Origin of the sequence: Mesorhizobium sp. B3-1-9, assembly GCF_006439595.1 — a bacterium.
Classification (GTDB): Bacteria; Pseudomonadota; Alphaproteobacteria; order Rhizobiales; family Rhizobiaceae; genus Mesorhizobium.
In genome coordinates this window covers 218,478-238,941 of the sequence record NZ_VFTJ01000005.1, presented here as the reverse complement: position 1 = coordinate 238,941, position 20,464 = coordinate 218,478, and the positions used below count along the sequence as shown (strand labels likewise).

Here is a 20,464-nt window from a genome sequence, read left to right as displayed (position 1 = left end):
GACAAGTTTAGGCTTCTGTTATCTCAGTCTGGATTTCGGCCCGATATTCGGTTGCAAATATCGGAGCAGCCTGCAACGTGCGGTCACTATGGAAAAACCTGCCGCACCATGGCCGTTGCTGCAAATCGTGATCGAGCCAAAGTCCACGGCCGACGAGCAGAAGCTTCGCGCTGCCTTGTCGACACTGTCGGAGGAGCAGCCTGACTTTGAAGTGAAATGGGACGAGGAAGCTGGCCAGACGATCATCGCCGCGATGACCGAACTCGACCTCGACGTCATCGTCCATCGCCTGCTCACTGAGTTCGAAGTCGCGTTCAAGGTCTGGGCTCCGCAGGTGGCCTATCGCGAGACGATTACCTACGCCCGCGAGCAAGACTACACGCATAAGAAGCAGTTCGGCGGCCAAGGACAGTTCGCCCGCGTCAAGATCCTGTTCGAGCCGAACGGGCACAGTCCGGAATTCGCATTCTCGTCGAAGGTTCCTGGTGGCGCGGTTGCGGACGAATATGCCGCCGCAGTCGAAAAAGGGATGCGCAGCATCCTGGTCTCAGGTCCCTTCGCCGGGTTCCCGATGATCGGAGTCAAGGCGTCATTGGTTGATGGGGCTTCTCACGATACCGACTCTTCGGCCTTGGCCTTCGAGGTCGCCGGCCGCGCCTGCTTCAAGGAAGCCCTGCCCAAACTTGGCGTGCAACTGCTCGAACCGATCATGAAGGTCGAGGTGGTGACGCCGGAAATCTACGTCATCAGCGTTGTCGGCGACCTGCACGGCCGCCGCGGTCTGGTCAAGAGTCGGATAAGCCGCGGCGAGGCCATCGTCGTCAACGCGATGGTGCCGCTGGCCACTATGTTCAAGTACTTCGACAACCTGCGCTCGATGAGCCGGGACCGTGCGACCTACACGATGCAGTTCGACCACTACGCGCCCGTTCCGACGGCTGACCGTGATCCACCCCCGCCCCCGGCAGTGGCTGCCTACGGCTGACTTGCACTCGCTGGACTGGGTTGCGCCCACGGCATTGGCCTTTTGTTCTCTTTACGTTCCTATTTGCGGCTGATAGCCTGGGTTGTCGGAGGCGTGAGCGCCCGCAGCCGACAACGGTCGATATGGCGGCCAACCTTGTCTTTCGTCAGCGAATCCGGTCTGTCGCACTGATGGAATTTTCTCCCCAACAGGACGAGGCTTTGAAAGCGGTCGGGCGCTGGCTCAAAGAGGGCCGGCCGCAAGTCTTCCGCCTGTTCGGATATGCCGGCACAGGCAAGACGACGCTGGCGCGCTATTTCGCCGAGCACGTCGACGGGCAGGTGCAGTTCGCCGCCTTCACTGGCAAGGCGGCGCAGGTGCTGCGTTCCAAGGGCGCGACCAACGCCCGCACCATCCATTCGCTGATCTATAGGCCGAAGGGCGAGGAATCGGTCGAAGACGAGGTGACCGGCAAGACATCGATGTCGCCGACCTTTTCGCTCAACCGGCAAAGCCCGATTTCGCGCGCCAAGCTTGTCGTCATCGACGAATGCTCGATGGTCGACGAGCAACTCGGCCGCGACCTGATGAGCTTCGGCACGCCGATCCTGGTGCTCGGCGATCCCGCCCAGTTGCCGCCGATCTCGGGCGGCGGCTTCTTCACCGAGCACGAACCGGACGTGCTGCTGACGGAAATCCACCGCCAGGCGCGCGACAATCCCATCATCCGGCTGGCGCTCGACGTGCGCGAGGGCCGGGAGTTCATGCATGGCGACTACGGCACGGCGCAGGTGATCGGCAGGGAAGGCGTCAACCAGGAACTGGTGCTCAAGGCCGACCAGGTGCTGGTCGGGACCAACCGAACGCGCCGGCGCTACAATCAAAGGCTGCGCGAGTTGAAGGGATTCAACGCGGACTTCCCGCAGGCCGGCGACAAGCTGGTCTGCCTGCGCAACGATCCGGCCAAGGGGCTGCTCAACGGTTCGCTGTGGAAGGTGATGACCTCATCGCGCGAGACGGTGAAGCCCGGCATCAACCTTCTGGTTTCGCCGGAGGAGGACGATCCCGATCGCGGCGTCGCCAAGATCAAGCTGCTCAAGGCGGCGTTCGAGGACCCGGATGCCGAGATTCCCTGGCAGCAGAAGAAGCGCTTCGACGATTTCGACTACGGTTACGCGCTGACCGTGCATAAGGCACAGGGCTCGCAGTGGAACGATGTCGTGCTGTTCGACGAGAGCTGGGCCTTCAAGGAGACCCGGCAGCGCTGGCTCTATACCGCCATCACCCGCGCCGCCGAGCGGCTGACGGTGGTGCGCTGACGTCCGCGAATATCACGTCGGCCTTGCACCAAGCCACTGCCAGGCGGCTTCCTCATCGTCGACATCGAAGCGCCTGAATTCGAAGGGCAGCGCCTTGGGGAAAATGCCCGTGACGAGAGAAGCCCAGCTCGGCTCGCCGATGGCCGCGCAGCGCACGACATGTTGCATCGCGTCGGCAACGCCCTGGCGAAGCGTGTCCTGCGAGATATTGGCCCAGTCCACGCTTTCCTCGTCGGTCAGCCTGACCAGCACGTCGATCCTCGGATGCAGCGCGTAGGCAGCCTCCAGCAGGCCGAACAGGTTTTCCGCATCGGCCGGCGAGACATCGCCGACGACGTCGATGGCGAAAAGCGCGTCGCGGTTGGTTTCGATGCGGCGGATCGCCGGCACGGCTTCGAGGAAATTCACTGGCAAATCCTTGTGTTAGCCTCCATCTATCCCCTGGAACACCCGAAACCCTCTATCTGTTCCCCTTAAAGGCGTTATAGATGCCCGCCGATCCACTGGACCCAGTTCATGCCCGCCAAGCTTTCGGTCAACCTCAACGCCGTCGCCATGCTGCGCAACCGCCGCGACCTGCCATGGCCGAGCGTCACCGGACTTGGCCGCATCGCCCTTGCCGCCGGCGCGCATGGGCTGACGGTGCATCCGAGGCCGGACGAGCGGCACACCAGGCATTCCGACCTGCCGGAGATCAGGGCGCTGATCGACGACGAATTTCCTAGCGCGGAATTCAACATAGAGGGCTATCCGACCGAGGACTTCCTGGCGCTTGTCGAGAAGCATCAGCCCGAGCAGGTGACGCTGGTGCCCGACGACCCGGCGCAGGCAACCTCGGACCATGGCTGGAACTTCACCGCCCAGGCGGCGTTCCTCACACCGATCGTCAAGCGGCTGAAGAAGGGCGGGTTCCGCGTGTCGCTGTTTTCCGACGCAGATCCGGATGGGGTGAACGCGGCTCGCGATACCGGCGCCGACCGCATCGAACTCTATACCGGTCCCTATGGCGGCTTCCATTCCGATTCCGCAAAGGCGGCCAAGGAGCTGGAAAGATTGGGAAAAACCGCTGACGCCGCATTCGCGGCCGGGCTTGGCGTCAATGCCGGCCACGATCTGACCGTGAAGAACCTGCCGGCATTGGCCAAGCGTATTCCGGCATTGGCCGAAGTATCGATCGGACATGGGTTGACAGCCGATGCGCTGGAGTATGGCATGGCCGGCACGATCGGACGGTTCTTGAAGGCCTGCGGATGGTAGGGCGCCTTGCGTAGTTTCGGCAGTCTTTGTGTGTCCCGCGCGATGCGGCGACCCCGGAGCGTGGCGAATCCGGTGAAGTGGGGTTCACGGTGCTAGCCAACACCAGCGAGACGGAATCCCTCGAACGTTCGGGCCATGCCGAAACCGAGCGGCAGCACAGCACCAAGGTTCTCATGCTTGGCGCGCTCGGCGTCGTCTATGGCGATATCGGCACAAGCCCGATCTACGCCTTCCGCGAGGCGCTGCATGCTTCGTCGAGCTCGGTTGCCCGCCATGACGTGCTCGGCGTGCTTTCGCTGATCGTCTGGGCGCTCACCATCATCGTCACGATCAAATATGTCGCCTTCGTGCTCAGGGCCGACAACAAGGGCGAGGGCGGCACGCTGTCGCTGATGTCGCTGGCGCGCAGCGCCTACCCACCAGGTTCCAAGCTCATCCTGGTGATCGGCCTTTGCGGCGCGGCGCTGTTCTTCGGCGATTCGATCATCACGCCGGCGATCTCCGTGCTGTCCGCGGTCGAAGGCCTGGAAGTGGTCACGCCGGCGCTCGATGCCTATGTGGTTCCGATCACGCTGGTCATCCTGGCCGTGCTTTTCTCCGTGCAGCGCTTCGGCACGGGCAAAGTGGCGGCGGTGTTCGGACCCGTGACGGCGACATGGTTCGTAGCGATCGGCGCGGCCGGCCTCTATCACATCGTCGACGATCCATCGGTTTTCCTGGCGATCAACCCGTATTACGCGCTCTATTACCTCGCCACCACGCCGACGGGCGCCTTCGTCACCGTCGGCGCGGTCTTCCTGGCGGTCACCGGCGCCGAGGCGCTTTATGTCGACCTTGGTCATTTCGGCCGCAAACCGATCGTGATGGCCTGGTTCGCAATCGTTTTCCCTTGCCTGCTGCTGAATTACTTCGGGCAAGGCGCCTTCGTGCTTTCGCATGGCGGCAAGCCGACCAACCCGTTCTTCCAGATGCTGCCCGAATGGGCGCTGATGCCGATGGTCGGCCTGGCGACGGCGGCCACCGTCATCGCTAGCCAGGCCGTCATTTCCGGCGCCTTCTCGCTGACAAGGCAGGCCGTGCAGCTCAACCTTCTGCCGCGCATCGAGGTGCAGCACACCTCCGAGATGCAGAGCGGCCAGATCTATATGCCCAGGGTCAATCTCCTGGTCGCGCTCGGCGTGATGCTCCTGGTCGTCGGTTTCGGCAGCTCGAGCGCGCTGGCCTCGGCCTACGGCATTTCGGTGACGGGCGAGATGCTGATGACGACGATCCTTTTGTTCGTGGTGATGCGCTGGCTGTGGAAATGGCAGGTTGCTGCTGCTTTGGCGCTGGCAATGCTGTTCGGCGTCATCGATCTCGGCTTCTTCTCGGCCAATGTCGTCAAGATCGTCGAAGGTGGCTGGGTGTCGATCACCGTCGCCTGCCTCATGGGCCTGATCATGTGGACCTGGATCCGCGGAACCCGCTATCTTTTCGACAAGACGCGCCGCAACGAGATCCCGCTCGACTTCCTGGCGGCAAATCTGCTGAAGAAAAAACCGCAGCTGGTCTCGGGCACCGCCGTGTTCCTGACCAGCGATCCGCTGAGCGCGCCGACCGCGCTGATGCACAGCCTTAAGCATTACAAGGTGCTGCACGAAAAGAACGTCATCCTCTCGGTGGTGACGGCGCCGCAACCGGTGGTGCCGGACAGCGAGCGCGTCAAGATGGAGACGGTCAACGAGCTGTTCATGCGGGTGACGCTGACCTTCGGCTACATGGAACAGCCCAACATTCCGCGCGCCCTGGCCATTTGCCGCAAACAGGGCTGGAAGTTCGACATCATGACGACGTCGTTCTTCCTGTCGCGGCGCTCGCTGAAGGCGTCGCCCAATTCCGGCATGCCGGTCTGGCAGGACCGGCTGTTCATAAGCCTGGCGCGCTCGGCCGCGGATGCGACCGAGTATTTCCAGATTCCGACGGGGCGCGTGGTGGAGATCGGCACGCAGGTGGCGATCTGACAGCCTCGATCTACGCCGGATGAAGAAGCCCGCGCGCACCGTATATTGAAAGCCCTGCGTCGGCGGCATGGGAGCCCTTACGTCGGGGCACTTGATATTGCACCGCAGCAAGCGTAGAGCACCGCGCGTTTTATCGGAGTGTCGTCCATGGCCCTTGCCAATGGTGCTGAGGCAGAACCCGTCGACCAATCGAGCCATCCCGAAATAGAGCAGCACAGCACCAAGGTGCTGATGCTGGGCGCGCTCGGCGTGGTCTATGGCGACATCGGCACCAGCCCGATCTACGCGTTTCGCGAAGCGTTGCATGCTTCCTCGGGCGGCGACGTCGCCAACCGCGCCGACATTCTGGGCGTGCTGTCGCTGATCATCTGGTCGCTCACGATTACGGTGACGATCAAGTACATCATGTTCGTGTTGCGCGCCGACAACCGCGGCGAGGGCGGCGTGCTGTCATTGATGGCGCTGGCGCGCGGCACCTTCCCGACACGCTCGGCGATCGTGCTGGGCATCGGTATCGTGGGCGCATCGCTGTTCTTCGGCGACGCGGTTATCACGCCCGCCATCTCGGTGCTGTCGGCGGTCGAGGGCATGAATGTCGTCACGCCTGCCTTCCAGCCCTATGTCGTGCCACTGACCCTTTTGATCCTTGCGATGCTGTTTGCTGTGCAACGCTTCGGCACCGGCGGCGTGGGCCTGGTGTTCGGCCCGGTCACCGCCGTCTGGTTTCTCGCGATCGGCCTGTCCGGTCTCAATCACATCATCGATGACCCGGAAATCCTGTGGGCTATAAGCCCGCATTACATCGTGGCCTTCTTCATCAATTCACCGGATGTGTCTTTCGTCACGGTCGGCGCCGTCTTCCTGGCGGTCACCGGCGCCGAGGCGCTCTACGCGGACCTCGGCCATTTCGGCCGCAAGCCGATCGTGCTGGCGTGGCTGGCGATCGTGTTCCCCTGCCTGCTTTTGAACTATGCCGGGCAGGGCGCCTTCGTGCTTGCCAAGGGCGGCACGGTCGGCCACCCGTTCTTCGAGATGAACGAGGGCTGGGCGCTGATCCCGATGGTGGTGCTGGCGGCGGCGGCGACGGTCATCGCCAGCCAGGCGGTGATCTCCGGCGCCTATTCGCTCACCCGGCAGGCCGTGCAGCTCAACATGCTGCCGCGGCTGGAAATCCTGCATACGTCGGAAAAGCAGTCCGGCCAGGTCTACATGCCGCGCGTCAACATGCTGATCGCGCTCGTCGTCATGATGCTCGTGGTCGGCTTCGGCGAATCCAGCAAGCTCGCCTCGGCCTATGGCATCTCCGTGACCGGCAACATGCTGGTGACGACGACGCTGCTGTTCATCGTCATGACGCGCATCTGGAAATGGAACATCTGGCCGGCCATCGCGCTCACCGCGGTGTTTGCCCTGATCGATATCGGCTTCTTCGCCTCCAACATCGTCAAGGTATTCGAGGGCGGCTGGGCGTCGCTCGCGGTCGCCTTCGCCATCATCCTTGGCATGTGGACCTGGGTGCGTGGCAGCCGCTATCTGTTCGACAAGACGCGCCGCAACGAGATCCCGCTCGATTTTCTGGCGGGGAACCTTCTGAAGAAGAAACCGCAACTGGTGTCCGGCACCGCGGTGTTCCTGACCAGCGATCCGCTGAGCGCGCCGACCGCGCTGATGCACAGCCTCAAGCACTACAAGGTGCTGCATGAAAAGAACGTCATCCTGTCGGTGGTGACGGCGCCGCAACCGGTGGTGCCCGACAGCGAGCGCGTGAAGCTGGAGACGGTCAACGAGCTGTTCATGCGCGTGACCTTGACCTTCGGTTACATGGAGCAGCCGAACATCCCGCGCGCGCTGGCGATCTGCCGCAAGCAGGGCTGGAAGTTCGACATCATGACGACGTCGTTCTTCCTGTCGCGGCGCTCGCTGAAGGCATCGCCCAATTCCGGCATGCCGATCTGGCAGGACCGGCTGTTTATCGGCCTGGCGAAAACGGCAGCGGACGCGACGGAGTATTTCCAGATTCCCACCGGGCGCGTGGTGGAGATTGGCACGCAGGTCGCGATCTGACAGACTGCGCCGCATAGGCTGACGTCCCGCAATTGCGGATGGAAGACGCAGTTGCTTTCGAAAGAGGCGGGGCATGAGCGACGGGTTGGTGCTTGTGACCGGCGGGTCTGGCTTCCTTGGCGCTCATTGCATCCTGTCGCTTTTGAACGCGGGCTACCGCGTGCGCACGACGGTGCGCTCGGCCAAGCGCGAAGCCGATGTTCTTGCCATGCTGAAGGTCGGCGGCGCCGAGCCGGGCGACGCGCTTTCCTTCGCTTATGCCGATCTCATGAGCGACAAGGGCTGGCCCGAAGCGGTTGCCGGATGCCGATATGTCCTGCACGTCGCTTCGCCTTTTCCGCCCGGCGTGCCGAAGCACGAGGACGACCTGATCGTTCCGGCCAGGGAAGGGGCGTTGCGCGTGCTGCGCGCCGCGCGCGATGCCGGCGTCGAACGGATCGTGCTCACCTCGTCCTTTGCCGCCATCGGCTATGGCCAGGCTCCGGTTGCCGGCCATCCGTTCACGGAAGAGAACTGGACCGATCTGTCGCAGAAGGTGAGCGCCTACGTGAAATCGAAGACGCTGGCCGAGCGTGCGGCCTGGGATTTCATCGATCGCGAAAGCGGCGCCTTGGAATTGGCGGTCGTCAATCCGGTCGGCATCTTCGGGCCGGTCCTGGGGCCGGATCATTCGACCTCGACGGACTTCATCAGGCGTTTGATGGATGGCGAGATGCCCGGCCTGCCGCGCATGGCGTTCGGCGTGGTCGACGTGCGCGACGTCGCGGACCTGCATCTGCGCGCCATGACCAACCCCGCCGCCAGGGGCGAGCGGTTCCTGGCCATCAGCGGCGACTTCATGACGATGCTCGAGATCGCGCGGACGCTGAAGGCGCGGCTTGGCAACGCAGGATCGCGTATTACGACGAGGGAGCTGCCGGACTGGCTGGTCCGGATCGTCGGCCTGTTCGACGGGCAAGCGGCCCAGATCGTGACGGAACTGGGCAAGCCGAGAAACGCCACGAGCGCCAAAGCCGTGCGCCTGCTCGGCTGGACGCCGCGACCACGCGAAGACGCGCTTGTGGCGACCAGCGAGAGCCTGATCCGGCTCGGATTGCTCAAGAAAACGAAGTGAGGCGCGCCGGGGGACGGCTTCCCCAGGCGCGCCAGACTTCAGCCGAGCAGGGCAGCCTTGTTCGTCTCGAGGAACTGCTTCAGCGTCCGCGGCTTGCGGCCAGATAGTTTTTCGACGGCATCGGTCACCTCTGCAATGCGTCCGGCTCGCGTGTTGGCGTCGAAGGAGACGATGATGCGGGCGAAATCTTCGGGAACGCCGGCTGCTTTCACCCCTTCGGTCAGCGCCTCGTCCGGCAGTTGGATGACTTCCAGCGGCTTGCCGGTGACTTCGCTCACCAGAGCGGCGATCTCGCCCACGGTATGGGCCTGCGGACCGGTCAGCGTGTAGATCCTGCTCTCTTTCGTGCCGGAAGCGAGGCCGGCGGCAATGGCGGCCGCCATGTCGTCGCGCGCGCCATGGGCGATGCGTCCGTCGGCGGCCGACGTGTACCACTTGCCCGACGAAATGGCATGCGGAAGCGACATGAACAGGTTCTCCTGGTACCAGCCGTTGCGGAAGATGGTGTAGGGGATGCCGCTCGCCTTGATCGCCTGCTCGGTGCCGTAGTGATCGCCAGCGAACAGCACCGGCGAGCCGGGCTCGGGATTGGGCATGGAGGTGTAAAGCAAATGCGAAACGCCTGCCGCCTTGGCCGCCGCGACCGCGGTCTCATGCTGCTTCAGGCGCCGGCCGGTTTTGAGGTCAAGGTCGCCGGTCGAGATTATCAGCACCCGGTCGGCGCCGCTGAATGCCTTCTCGAGCGAGGCCTTGTCGTTGAAATCGGCAGCCCTGACGGTAACGCCGCGCGCCGCGAGATCCGCGAGGTTTTCGGGATTGCGCGTGGCGGCGATGATGCTTTCCGGCGCAATTTTCTGCGCTTCCAGCAAGTAATCGATGACGGCGCGGCCAAGCTGGCCCGAGGCACCGGTGACGAGGAGTGTTTCGGTCATGGGAGGTTCCTGAATTGCGCCGATTGGCAGGTGCTGTGGTAGTCTCAAAAAGAGACCAGCGCTAAAATAGGAATTGACCTCAAGCCGTAAAGAAGGCAGTTTTTCGGGAGGTAGGCACGGCGAGGGAACCACCCCGGCCGGCCGAAATTTCGACCAGCGGATGTCGCGATGGACAGCAAGATCTTCAATCTCAAAGCCAAGCTCGAGATCTATAAGGCCATGACGAACGGTGCCAATTTCGCCGATTGTCCGGTCCGCGACGTGATCCAGGGCATCAGTGGCAAATGGAGCTCGCTGCTGGTCATGGCGCTGGCCGAGAAGCCTTATCGGTTCGGCGAATTGCGACGGCTGGTTCCCGACATCTCACAGCGCATGCTGACACAAACGCTCCACGACCTGCAGCGCGATGGCTATGTTCATCGCGAAGTATTCCCGACCAAGCCGCCGAGCGTGGAATACAGCTTGACCGATCTTGGGCGCTCGATGTTCGCACCCCTGCAGATGCTGATCCAGTGGGCCGAGCTCAACCATGACGCCGTGCGCGCGGCCCGCGCAGCTTTCGATGCCCAAACTTGATGGGCGTCAAAGCGCCAGCTTGATTTGACGATACCGGTGGGAGATTGTCGCGCCGGCTTGGCTTGGGCGGGCGATGAGCAGATCCTACGACATAGCGATTGCCGGTGCCGGGCCGGCCGGACTGGCGGCAGGGCTCTATCTCAACCGGGCAGGGCACAAGGTCACCATTTTCGAGCGTTTCGACGCGCCGAAGCCCCTCGGGTCCGGCCTCATCCTGCAGCCGACCGGGCTGACCGTGCTCGCCGATCTCGGCCTGCTCGCCGAGATTCTTTCGCTTGGCAGCCGGATCGAGCGGCTGCACGGCACCGACGCCGGCAGCGGCCGCACTGTGCTCGAAGTCCGCTACGACGCGCGGCGCGGCCGCCGCTTCGGCCTCGCGGTGCACCGGGCGGCGCTGTTCGGCGTGCTCTACCGCGCTGCCTTGCGCGAAGCGATCGCCATCGAAACCAATGTCGAGGTCGAGACGCTGGAGGCGGCCGAGCGCGCGGCGCTCGTCTGCGGCAACGGCAGGCGGCTCGGCCCATTCGACCTCATCGTCGATGCCAGCGGCGCGCGCTCGAAGCTGCGGCACTATCTTGGCGATGCCGCGATGCCGCGGCCGCTCACCTATGGGGCATTCTGGGCGTCGCTCGGCTGGCGCGACGGCTTCGACGAACGCGCGCTGCTGCAGCGCTACGACAAGGCAAGCGTCATGGTCGGCGTGCTGCCGATCGGCCGGCCGGAGCCCGGCGCGGAAGACATGGCGGCGCTCTTCTGGAGCCTCAAGCCGGCCGACACCGAACAGGTGAAGGCGAAGGGGCTCGACGCCTGGAAGGCGAGGGTGATTTCGGTATGGCCTGAGTGCGAGGTTTTCACCAGTCAGATCGACAGTTTCGAGCAGCTCTCGCTCGCCCGCTATGGCCACCACACGATGACGCTGCCAGCCGGCCGACGGCTTGCCGTCATCGGCGACGCCGCGCATTCGACCAGCCCGCAACTCGGGCAAGGCGCGAACATGGCGCTGCTCGACGCGGCCGCGCTCAGCCATGCGCTGGCGCGGACGAACGGCATCGACGGCGCGCTGGAGGCCTATGCGAGCGCGCGCCGTTGGCACGTGCGCGTATTCCAGGCGCTGTCGCTGTCGCTGACGCCGTTCTACCAATCGGATTCCGCGGCCTTGCCCTTTGTCCGCGACCGCATGGTGGCGGCCTTGGCGCGAATTCCGCCAGGGCCGCAATTCCTCGCCGCCATGGTCGCCGGCACGGTGATCGACCCGTTCAGGCGGATCGGGCTTGCGGAGTTGCAATGGCCTGCCGCTGGATGATCCCAGACAGATAAGATTGCTTCGCCAGAAGGAAGGCGTGCAGCCGCCGCGGATAGTCCGGACCGACGGCTTCGGTCACCGATCGGCGTTCGCTCAAGGCCTCGCGCCAGGCCTGGACGAGCGGCTTGCCGTCAAGAATGCCGAAGTCGCCGATGCGGTCGAACGTGTCGAAATAGCGGAAGACCGGCCCGAAGACGGCGTCGACCAGCGAGAATCGATCGCCGGCGAACCACGGACCGCTTTGCCTTGCAGACAATTCTGCTTCCAGACGTGCAAACATCCCGGACAAGCCTCTGCTTTCATTGAGGAAAGCAGCTTCGTCGGCAGCTGAATAGAAACGGCCTATGGCGTTGAGGATGGCCGAGCCGAATTCGATCCAGGCGCGATGCCTGGCCCGCGCCAGCGGATCGGCCGGGTGTAAGGGATTGGCCTCTGTCTCCTCGAGGAATTCGAGGATGACGGCGGATTCGAAAATCACATCCTGCGCATTGCCGTGCCGGACGCGCAGCAGCGGCACCTTGCCAAGCGGCGAGATCGCCTTGAACCAGTCGGGTTTGTTGGAGAGGTCGACATAGACCCGCTCGAACGGCACGCCTTTTTCGGCAAGCGAAATCGCCGCGCGCTGGACGTAGGGGCACAAATGATGGCTGACGAGGGTGAGCCTTGCGGTCATCTCACTCTCCCCAGACATAGTTCAGCGCGCCATCCTCGACGCGGGTCGACAGGAACATCAGGCGCGAGCCCTTCGGCGCCGGGCCTTCCAGGCGCTCGCCGTTTTCCATGTCGAACTTCGCGCCATGCCACTGGCAGACGAAAGCGCCGTCCTTGCAGTCCAGCGGCCCGCCGAAATGCAGGCAGATATTGGCCGCGGCGCGGATGCGCTCGCCGCTGCGCCAGACATGGACCTCGCGGCCGAAGAAAGGCGCGATCAGGCTGCCGGTTTGAGGAATGTCGGCGATCTTGCAGATTTCATGTCTCATCGGTTCTCTCCATATAAATGCATTTGCATCTATATAGATGCGTTTGCATCGATCGTCAAGCTTGATGCAATTGCATCTATCGCTTAAGCTGGACCGATGACGAAAACATCACCATCACCCGAAGCCGTCATCGCCTGGGCGCGCCTGATGCGCGTCTCGCGCCAACTGGTCGAAAGGACCGAGGGTGCACTGAAAGCCGGCGGGCTGCCGCCGCTCGCCTGGTACGACGTGCTGCACGAGCTTGCCGAAGCGGGCGAGGGTGGGCTCAGGCCGTTCGAACTGATCGATCGCGTGCTGTTGGCGCAGTATGGCGTCTCACGGCTGCTGTCCCGGCTCGAGGCGGATGGGCTGGTCGAAAAGCTGCCCGTCTCAGACGACGGCCGGGGCCAGACCGTGCGCATCACGCCAAGCGGTCGGGACATGCGCCGCCGCATCTGGACCGTCTATGGCGCTTCGATCGCGGAACTGATCGGCGACAGGCTTTCCGCCAAGGAGCTGGGGATGCTTGCCGGGTTGCTCGGGCGGCTGCGCGATCCGCCGGTCGCGGACTGAAATCCATGAGCCGACGAGCTTTCAGGGCAGGCGCAAGGCCCATAGAAATGCGATCGTCGCCAGCGCGCCCAGCGCGACACGGACCAGATGCATCTTGCCCCACCTGACGATCAATGACCTCGCCTGAGAATTGGGGGCCCCGACATCCATCGCCTCCAGCATCCGGTTCGTCGGCATCATCACCAGCAGCGTCCATGGCCAAGGCAGAATGATGAAGAGCGCACCGGCAAGATGGGCTGACGCGCCGGTCAGCCACCAGGCGATCAGGCCGAGAATGCAGGCTACCATGGCAATAGAGGCCTGCATGGCGGCCCCGCGCTTATAAGAGGGCTGCCATTCGCGCAGCAGCGCCTGGTCATCGAGGCCAAGCCGCGCCGGCTGCTCCGCGACGCTGACATAGACAGCGGCGCCGGTGAAGGCGGCGGCTACGGCCAGGGCGAGCAGGCCGACCAGCATCTTATCCCTCCGGCAAGGAAATGGAAAATAGGGCTTGCATGCCTTCGGGCAATACGGCATAGAAACCGAACCGTAACGTACGGTACGCATCGGTCTTGTCAACGTATCCGAGGGCAAACGTGTTGCACAGCGTGCAGGATATCGACAACAGCGAAGCGCTCACCGAGCGCCAGCAGGCCGTTCTGGATGCGGCACTTCGCCTTTTGGTCGAAGAGGGCGACAACCTGACCATGACGGCGGTGGCGCGGCGGGCAAGCTGTTCCAAGGAAACGCTCTACAAATGGTTCGGCGATCGCGATGGCCTGCTCAACGCCACGGTGCAATGGCAGGCGTCCAAGGTGCGTGTCGCGGCCGTCGACCGTGAGAGACTGGATATCGGTTCGCTCACGGCGAGCCTGGAGCGCTTCGCTTCAGATTGGCTGAAGGTTATCTCCAGCGACACTTCGATCGCGCTGAACCGTGTGGCAGTCAGCCATGCCGGTTCCGGCAAGGACGATCTCGGCGCGATCGTGCTGCAGAATGGCCGCTTCGCTCTTGCCAAGCGCCTGAAGCCGGTGCTTGAAGCCGGTCTGCAGGCCGGGCTGCTCGATTTCGAGGACGCCGAGACGGCGTTCAGAACCTTTTTCGGTCTGGTCGGCCGCGACGTGCAGATACGTCTGCTGCTCGGCGACCGGGTGGAATTGACTGGGGCGACGATCGGCGGCGATGCCGCGCGCGCGACGCAACAGTTTCTCGCTCTCTTCGGAGCAAAAACCGGGCCACTGGCCCTCTGATCTTCAAAACGGGAAGGAACACCAAATGCGTGTCTATTACGATCGTGACGCCGATCTCAATCTGATCAAGGGCAAGAAGGTCGCCATTATCGGCTATGGCAGCCAGGGCCGGGCGCATGCGCTCAACCTCAAGGATTCCGGCGTCAAGGAAATCGCCATCGGTCTCAAGGCCGGCTCGGCGACCGCCAAGAAAGTCGAGGCCGACGGCCTCAAGGTGATGAGCGTGGCGGACGCCGCCAAGTGGGCCGACCTGATGATGATGGCGACGCCCGACGAATTGCAGGCCGACATCTACAAATCGGAGATCGCTCCGAACATCCGCGACGGTGCGGCGATCGCCTTCGCGCACGGCCTCAACGTGCATTTCGGCCTGATCGAGCCGAAGGCCTCGGTCGACGTCGTGATGATCGCGCCGAAGGGCCCGGGCCACACCGTGCGCGGCGAATACCAGAAGGGCGGCGGCGTGCCATGCCTTGTCGCCGTCAACCAGGACGCTTCGGGCAACGCGCTCGATCTCGCGCTCTCCTACGCCTGCGGCGTCGGCGGCGGCCGTTCCGGCATCATCGAGACCAATTTCCGCGAGGAATGCGAGACCGACCTGTTCGGCGAGCAGGTGGTGCTGTGCGGCGGTCTGGTCGAACTGATCCGCGCCGGTTTCGAGACGCTGGTGGAAGCCGGCTACGCGCCGGAAATGGCCTATTTCGAGTGCCTGCACGAGGTGAAGCTGATCGTCGACCTGATCTATGAAGGCGGCATCGCCAACATGAACTACTCGATCTCGAACACCGCCGAATGGGGCGAGTACGTCTCAGGCCCGCGCATCATCACCGCCGACACCAAGGCCGAGATGAAGCGCGTGCTGAAGGACATCCAGACCGGCAAGTTCACCTCGGAATGGATGCAGGAATACCGCGCCGGCATGTCGCGCTTCAAGGGCATCCGTCGCAACAACGACAGCCACCAGATCGAGGAAGTCGGCGCTAAGCTGCGCGCGATGATGCCGTGGATTTCCAAGAACAAGCTGGTCGACAAGGCCAAGAACTAAGAGGCCTGCGCCAATTCCACCCTGCCGGCTACCGGCAGGGCGAATTGTCGTCAGGCTTCCGGTTGCTGCAGCGTCAAGCCGGCGGAGAAATCCGCCGGCTTTTTATTCCGCGAAGTGGACGCGATTTCAGCCGTAGTGCCAGTGCGGCTTGGGCTCGGTGTCGGTGAACTCGACGCCGATGCGATCCTCGCGGCGCCAGCGCACCACTGCCTTGTAGCCGATGCCGTTGACCGGCACATAAAGCAGGAATTCGTCCGGCACGCGCGCATCGATGGGCACTTTCAGCTCGGCGCCGTTCGCATGCATGTTGCGCACCGTGCACCTTACCTCGGAATTGTTGATGCCGGTCAGGATCGCCGCGCCTTTCAGCACGCGGTGCCTGTGTTGGTTTCTGTGTTCGTTTTCGGCCATGGCGGGCACGTCCTGCAACCTGGTCCTGCGAGTCGTCGTGTCGGGGGAGATCGGCATGAATGGATAGAAGCCGCCAATGAATTTAGCGTTATCGCCCGTCGTAGCCACCCGTCGTAGCCACAGGTTGCGCCAAAATAAAACGGCGCCCGCGATGGGCGCCGTTTCATCATTCCTGCCGACGAGCTCAGATATAGGGCGAGCGGCACTGCCGGCGCGGACCGTAGTTGGGCTGGAACGTATTGTCCCAGGCGCGATACGACCGGTAGCGGTCGTAGCACCAGCGGACATGCGCGCTGGACAGCCGCCCGGTCCGGTAAATGCGCCGCGGCTGAGCGTAACGCGGATAGGGATCGTAATAGTAGGGATCGTAGTAGTTGCCGTAGGCCATGCTGCCCAAGCCCAGGCCGAGGCCCAGCCCAAGGATCGCCGCGTCGCCGCCGCGGAAATGCCGGCGGTGGTGGTGCCGCCAGCGCCAATCGCCGCCGCCGTCCCAGTTGCGCGAGAAATGTCGATTGCCGCCGCGCCACCTGAAGTCGCCGCCGCGGTTACGCCAACGCCAATCCTGGAAGTTGCCGCCGTTGTTGTTGCCGGCCCAGCCGTCGCGCACGGGAATGATGTTTGGCGCGGCGGTGTTCGTCGCGACGCCGAGATCGGGTTGCAGGATCGGTCCGGCGACCGAGGGCGCCGTCACGCCGGTAACGAGGCCCAGGACCAGAAGCCCGGATCTCAGGGAAGAAAAAAGCGGTTTCATTTCACTCTCCAAGGAGTAAAGGCCCCACGCCCAGCACACCCCGGGGAAAGGCCTATTGTTGGAACTTTCCGTCTGAACGGAGGATGAACGGAAAGGTTCCATCAACCATGACGAGTATCGGCCTGGCCCTTGTTTTCGCCCTCGCTTGCAGGCAAAGGTCGCGGCCATGTCGCTGCGCCTCGCCACCTTCAATGTCGAGAACCTGATGAACAGGTTCGATTTCTCGGGCTACCGCAACCAGCTCAATGAAGACCGCACGCTGGCGCTGTTCGACATCCGGAGCGAGGCCGAATACCGCATCCTCGAGCAGGCCCGCGCGATCGCCCAGTCCGACGACACCCGCCAGTTGACGGCGCTCGCCATCGCGGCCACCCGCGCGGACGTCATCTGCATGCAGGAGGTCGACAATATCGAGGCGCTGAAGGCCTTCGAATACGGCTATCTGTTCAAGATGGTCGGGCGGGGGTACCGGCAGAAATACACCACCGCCGGCAACGATACGCGCGGCATCGATGTCGCCGTGATGATGCGCAACGAAACCGCGCAGGGGCAGCCGATCGAATTCTCGCGCATGACCAGCCACGCCTATGTCACTTTCGAGCAGTTCGGGCTGTTCACGCCGGAGCTCGCCGGGCTCGGCTATCTCGCCAATGAGCGTATCTTTCGCCGCGACTGCCTGGAGATCGACCTGCGGGTCGGCGGCGCGCCGTTGACGCTCTATCTCGTGCATTTCAAATCAATGGGCCCGCCGCGCAACGGGCTGGACGGCCGCGAGGCGTCGATGCCGCTGCGCATCGCCGAGGCGCAGGCGGTGCGCCGTATCATCGAGGAGCGTTTCGGCAAGGACCATGCCGCCGACAAGCGCTGGGTGGTCTGCGGCGACCTGAACGACTACCGGCAACGCGTGAAGGTCGACGGCGACGCCATCGATGGCTACCGTTTCGAGGTTGTCGACGAAGCCCGGTCCTCGATCGACGTGCTTACCGCCGGCGGCTTTTGCGAGAATGTCGTCGAACGGCGGCCGGAGATGGACCGCTGGAGCTTCTACCACACGCGCGGCCCGGAGGAGCGGCATCTCTGCCAGCTCGATTATATCCTGCTGTCGAAGGCGCTTGCCGCGAAGAACGCCACCGCCGTTCCCGACATCATCCGCAACGGCCAGCCCTGGCGCACCATCTTTCCGCCCGGACAGGAGGTCGAGCGTTTCCCGCGCGCCGGCTGGGACAGGCCGAAAGCGTCGGACCATTGCCCGGTGGCGATCACACTGGACATGGCGTGACCGTCTTGAGTTTCGACCTGCCGCGCAATGTCATCTTGCCCGTCGATGCGGTCGACGTCCGTCTCGATACCGGCCCGCATCCCTTCGCGCTGAGTAATGCGGCGGCGATCGCCGAGAACTGGCGGCAGGAAACAGCGGCCAATCCGGCGCTGTTCGACGGCACCGTGGTGCTGCTTTCCGAACTTGCTTACCGAGGCGGGCGCCTCGTCGGCCGCTGCCATGCGGTCAACTACTCGACCTTCCTGCTGTGGCGCAAGCGGCGCGAAATTTCCGGCGCCGAGCATGCCTATGCGCATGCCATGCTGGTCGCCGGCGACAACGCGCTGGTGGCGATCCGCATGGGGCCGCACACCGTCAATGCCGGCCGCGTCTATTTCGCCGCCGGCTCCTTCGAGCCGATCGATTTCCGCGACGGGCTGGTCGATGTCGACTTCAACATGATCCGCGAGGTGCGGGAAGAGACCGGGCTCGACCTGTCGGAGGCCGAGCGTGGACGGCACTATCACGCGCTCTCGACGCCGAGCGGCACGGTGATCTTTCGCCGTTACCGGGTCGCCGAGCCCGCCGACGAGCTGGCACGGCGCATTACGGCCTTCGTCGCCACCGAGACGGACCCGGAGATCGAGGGGCCGGTGATCATCCGCCACGCCGGCGATCTGCCCGACGGGTTGATGCCGCATATGAAGCCGCTGATCGAGTGGCATTTCGCCGGCCACGACTAACCACGCTGGACGTCCGGACGTCAGCAGTCGCTGTGATCTGGCTATTCGTGCCGCAGCGCGTCGATCGGATCGAGGCGGGCGCCGCGCAGCGCCGGGAAGAAGCCGAACACCATGCCGATCAGCGCCGAAAAGCCGACGGCGAGCAGGATGACGGCGGGGCTCGGCGCGAAAGGTATCGTCAACGCCATCGAGGCGAGGCCGGCCAGCGACAGCCCGATCAGGATGCCGATGATGCCGCCAAAGAGCGACAGCACCGTCGCCTCGACCAGGAACTGGATGAGGATGTGCTTCTCATGGGCGCCGATCGCCAGCCTGATGCCGATCTCGCGCGTGCGTTCGGTGACCGAGACCAGCATGATGTTCATGATGCCGATGCCGCCGACCAGGAGGCTGACGCCGGCGACGGCGCCCAGCATGCCGGTCATGGTGGTGGTGGCGCTGGTCATCGCATCGGCGATCTGGGTCATGTCGCGGATGGCGAAATCGGAATCGCGGTCCGGCGTGATGCGGCGCGTGTCGCGCAAGATGTCCTCGACGCGCGGCTGCAGCTCGGTGGTCGGCGTGCGGTCGTCGGCGGCGATATAGATGTTGTCGATGTCGTCGCGGTTGCCGGCGATGCGCCGCTGATAGGCGTGCAGCGGCATCAGCACGACATTGTCCTGGTCCTGGCCGAAGCCGGTATAGCCCTTGGGCTCGAGCAGGCCGATGATCTTGCAGGAGGTGCGGTTGACGCGGATGATCTCGCCCTCCGGATCGCCGGCGCCGAAGAATTGCTGGCGCACGGTTTCGCCGATCAGGCAAACGCCGGCGCCGGCGCGCGTTTCGGAATCGCTGAACGGCCGTCCCGACACCAGTTTCCAGTCGCGGGCGTCGAGATAGGCGCTGTCGGTGCCGGTGACGCCCGAGGTCAGGCTTTCGGTGCCGAAGATGACGCGGACCTGCTTTTGCGAAGCAGGCGAAATCGCGCGCGCGCCGCTCAGATGCGCAACGAGCGCGATGACATCCTTTTCGGCCAGCGGTCGCACCGCCTGGTCGAGACCTCCCGGTCCGCCCGGTCCCGCGGGCCGGCCGGCGCGAACGACGAGAAGATTGCTGCCTAGCTTGGAAATGTCGGCCTTGACCTTCTCGGTGGTGCCGGAGCCGATGGTGAGCATGGCGATGACGGCCGCGACGCCGATGACGATACCAAGCAGCGTCAGGAACGAGCGCAATACGTTGCGGCGGATCGAGCGCAGCGAGAGGCGGACGGTCTCCCAGATCATGCCGCTTCCTCCGCTTTCAAGGTATCGGAGGCGACATGGCCGTCGAGGAAGCGGATGGTGCGGCCGGCATAGTCCGCGACGTCGGCCTCATGCGTGACCATGACGATCGAGAGCCCGAGCTCGGCGTTGAGCCTGGTCAGCAACTCCATGATCTCGTGCGTGCGCGCGGTGTCGAGATTGCCGGTGGGCTCGTCGGCGACGAGCAGCGTCGGCCTGGTGACGATGGCGCGGGCGATCGCCACGCGCTGCTGCTGGCCGCCCGAAAGCTCGGCCGGGGTGTGGTGCTCGCGCCCGACAAGCCCGACCTCGGCCAGCGCCTGCATTGCAAGGTCGCGGCGCTCGCGCGCGGCGACGCCGCGATAGATCAGCGGCAGCTCGACATTTTCCGCGGCGGTCGTGCGCGGCAGCAGATTGTAGCCCTGGAAGACGAAGCCGACATAGAGGTTGCGCAAAAGCGCGCGACGGTTGCGGTCGAGGCGGCCCGCGTCGACGCCCATGAAGGAGTAAGTTCCGGCCGTCGGCGTGTCGAGGCAGCCGATGATGTTCATCGCCGTCGATTTGCCCGAGCCGGAGGGGCCCATGATGGCGACGAATTCACCTCTGCGGATGGCGAGATCGACGCCGGCCAGCGCATGCACGCGGGCTTCGCCCTCGCCATAGCTTTTCCAGACCTTGTCGAAAGTGATGAGCAGGGGAGCCGACAT

The 20,464-nt window shown here is 64.0% G+C and carries 21 protein-coding genes and 1 pseudogene; 13 read left to right on the top strand and 9 right to left on the bottom strand.

Features of this window, described 5'->3' with window-relative positions; all coding sequences use genetic code 11:
• Positions 1-76: 76 nt before the first annotated feature.
• Positions 77-985 (top strand): annotated as a pseudogene (fusA, locus tag FJW07_RS11645) (elongation factor G); the annotation flags it as partial.
• 170 nt (positions 986-1,155) lie between these two features.
• Complete coding sequence (locus FJW07_RS11640) at positions 1,156-2,283, top strand: ATP-dependent RecD-like DNA helicase (protein ID WP_140856511.1); 1,128 nt, start codon at positions 1,156-1,158, stop codon at positions 2,281-2,283.
• A gap of 12 nt (positions 2,284-2,295) precedes the next feature.
• Here FJW07_RS11640 and FJW07_RS11635 read toward each other — a convergent pair whose 3' ends face one another.
• Positions 2,296-2,691: an STAS/SEC14 domain-containing protein gene (locus tag FJW07_RS11635; protein ID WP_140655184.1), complete on the bottom strand. Its 396-nt coding sequence runs from the start codon at positions 2,689-2,691 to the stop codon at positions 2,296-2,298.
• Between the two features lie 108 nt (positions 2,692-2,799).
• Here FJW07_RS11635 and FJW07_RS11630 point away from each other — a divergent pair, with 108 nt between their 5' ends.
• The 4 genes from FJW07_RS11630 (at position 2,800) to FJW07_RS11615 (ending at position 8,718) form a co-directional block, all read left to right on the top strand.
• Positions 2,800-3,540 carry a pyridoxine 5'-phosphate synthase gene (locus FJW07_RS11630; RefSeq protein WP_140856509.1) on the top strand — a complete coding sequence of 247 codons (741 nt, stop codon included), beginning with the start codon at positions 2,800-2,802 and terminating at the stop codon, positions 3,538-3,540.
• Positions 3,541-3,713: 173 nt separating this feature from the next.
• A complete protein-coding gene (locus FJW07_RS11625) occupies positions 3,714-5,540 on the top strand; it encodes a potassium transporter Kup (protein ID WP_246680743.1) in 1,827 nt (608 codons plus the stop codon).
• Between the two features lie 147 nt (positions 5,541-5,687).
• Entirely contained in the window at positions 5,688-7,604 is a 1,917-nt protein-coding gene (locus FJW07_RS11620) for a potassium transporter Kup (protein ID WP_140644240.1), read from the top strand.
• 73 nt (positions 7,605-7,677) lie between these two features.
• The gene (locus FJW07_RS11615; RefSeq protein ID WP_140856505.1) at positions 7,678-8,718 is read left to right on the top strand and encodes an aldehyde reductase; all 1,041 of its coding nucleotides are present in this window, start codon (positions 7,678-7,680) and stop codon (positions 8,716-8,718) included.
• Positions 8,719-8,756: 38 nt separating this feature from the next.
• Here FJW07_RS11615 and FJW07_RS11610 read toward each other — a convergent pair whose 3' ends face one another.
• Entirely contained in the window at positions 8,757-9,650 is an 894-nt protein-coding gene (locus FJW07_RS11610) for an SDR family oxidoreductase (RefSeq protein WP_140856503.1), read from the bottom strand.
• Positions 9,651-9,818: 168 nt separating this feature from the next.
• On the opposite strand from FJW07_RS11610, the gene FJW07_RS11605 reads away from it, so the two are divergent.
• Entirely contained in the window at positions 9,819-10,226 is a 408-nt protein-coding gene (locus FJW07_RS11605; protein ID WP_140705807.1) for a helix-turn-helix domain-containing protein, read from the top strand.
• A gap of 73 nt (positions 10,227-10,299) precedes the next feature.
• Entirely contained in the window at positions 10,300-11,529 is a 1,230-nt protein-coding gene (locus tag FJW07_RS11600) for an NAD(P)/FAD-dependent oxidoreductase (protein ID WP_140856501.1), read from the top strand.
• Here the strand turns inward: FJW07_RS11600 and FJW07_RS11595 are convergent.
• Together FJW07_RS11595 and FJW07_RS11590 are read right to left on the bottom strand one after the other, a co-directional pair.
• Positions 11,483-12,202, bottom strand: a complete 720-nt coding sequence (locus tag FJW07_RS11595; RefSeq protein ID WP_181182612.1) for a glutathione S-transferase family protein — start codon at positions 12,200-12,202, stop codon at positions 11,483-11,485. The genes FJW07_RS11600 and FJW07_RS11595 overlap by 47 nt on opposite strands.
• Position 12,203: 1 nt before the next feature.
• Complete coding sequence (locus FJW07_RS11590; RefSeq protein WP_140856498.1) at positions 12,204-12,509, bottom strand: Rieske (2Fe-2S) protein; 306 nt, start codon at positions 12,507-12,509, stop codon at positions 12,204-12,206.
• 96 nt (positions 12,510-12,605) lie between these two features.
• On the opposite strand from FJW07_RS11590, the gene FJW07_RS11585 reads away from it, so the two are divergent.
• Complete coding sequence (locus FJW07_RS11585; protein WP_140856496.1) at positions 12,606-13,061, top strand: MarR family winged helix-turn-helix transcriptional regulator; 456 nt, start codon at positions 12,606-12,608, stop codon at positions 13,059-13,061.
• Between the two features lie 21 nt (positions 13,062-13,082).
• Here the strand turns inward: FJW07_RS11585 and FJW07_RS11580 are convergent, their stop codons facing one another.
• A complete protein-coding gene (locus tag FJW07_RS11580; RefSeq protein WP_181182619.1) occupies positions 13,083-13,514 on the bottom strand; it encodes a DUF1772 domain-containing protein in 432 nt (143 codons plus the stop codon).
• A gap of 122 nt (positions 13,515-13,636) precedes the next feature.
• Here FJW07_RS11580 and FJW07_RS11575 point away from each other — a divergent pair, with 122 nt between their 5' ends.
• Positions 13,637-14,290, top strand: coding sequence for a TetR/AcrR family transcriptional regulator (locus tag FJW07_RS11575; RefSeq protein ID WP_140705797.1), 654 nt, complete (start codon positions 13,637-13,639; stop codon positions 14,288-14,290).
• Between the two features lie 25 nt (positions 14,291-14,315).
• Positions 14,316-15,335: a ketol-acid reductoisomerase gene (ilvC, locus tag FJW07_RS11570; protein WP_140856492.1), complete on the top strand. Its 1,020-nt coding sequence runs from the start codon at positions 14,316-14,318 to the stop codon at positions 15,333-15,335.
• Positions 15,336-15,461: 126 nt separating this feature from the next.
• Here ilvC and FJW07_RS11565 read toward each other — a convergent pair whose 3' ends face one another.
• Both FJW07_RS11565 and FJW07_RS11560 read right to left on the bottom strand, forming a co-directional pair.
• The gene (locus tag FJW07_RS11565) at positions 15,462-15,746 is read right to left on the bottom strand and encodes a PilZ domain-containing protein (RefSeq protein ID WP_140644262.1); all 285 of its coding nucleotides are present in this window, start codon (positions 15,744-15,746) and stop codon (positions 15,462-15,464) included.
• Between the two features lie 184 nt (positions 15,747-15,930).
• Positions 15,931-16,497, bottom strand: coding sequence for a BA14K family protein (locus FJW07_RS11560; RefSeq protein WP_140856490.1), 567 nt, complete (start codon positions 16,495-16,497; stop codon positions 15,931-15,933).
• A 166-nt stretch (positions 16,498-16,663) separates the two neighbouring features.
• Here FJW07_RS11560 and FJW07_RS11555 point away from each other — a divergent pair, with 166 nt between their 5' ends.
• Both FJW07_RS11555 and FJW07_RS11550 read left to right on the top strand, forming a co-directional pair.
• Positions 16,664-17,776, top strand: a complete 1,113-nt coding sequence (locus tag FJW07_RS11555) for an endonuclease/exonuclease/phosphatase family protein (protein WP_140705791.1) — start codon at positions 16,664-16,666, stop codon at positions 17,774-17,776.
• Between the two features lie 5 nt (positions 17,777-17,781).
• Positions 17,782-18,498 carry a hypothetical protein gene (locus tag FJW07_RS11550; protein WP_140655291.1) on the top strand — a complete coding sequence of 239 codons (717 nt, stop codon included), beginning with the start codon at positions 17,782-17,784 and terminating at the stop codon, positions 18,496-18,498.
• Positions 18,499-18,539: 41 nt separating this feature from the next.
• On the opposite strand, the gene FJW07_RS11545 is transcribed toward FJW07_RS11550, so the two are convergent.
• Entirely contained in the window at positions 18,540-19,760 is a 1,221-nt protein-coding gene (locus FJW07_RS11545; protein WP_140655232.1) for an ABC transporter permease, read from the bottom strand.
• Positions 19,757-20,464 carry an ABC transporter ATP-binding protein gene (locus tag FJW07_RS11540; protein WP_140655236.1) on the bottom strand — a complete coding sequence of 236 codons (708 nt, stop codon included), beginning with the start codon at positions 20,462-20,464 and terminating at the stop codon, positions 19,757-19,759. The genes FJW07_RS11545 and FJW07_RS11540 overlap by 4 nt, the downstream gene beginning before the upstream one ends.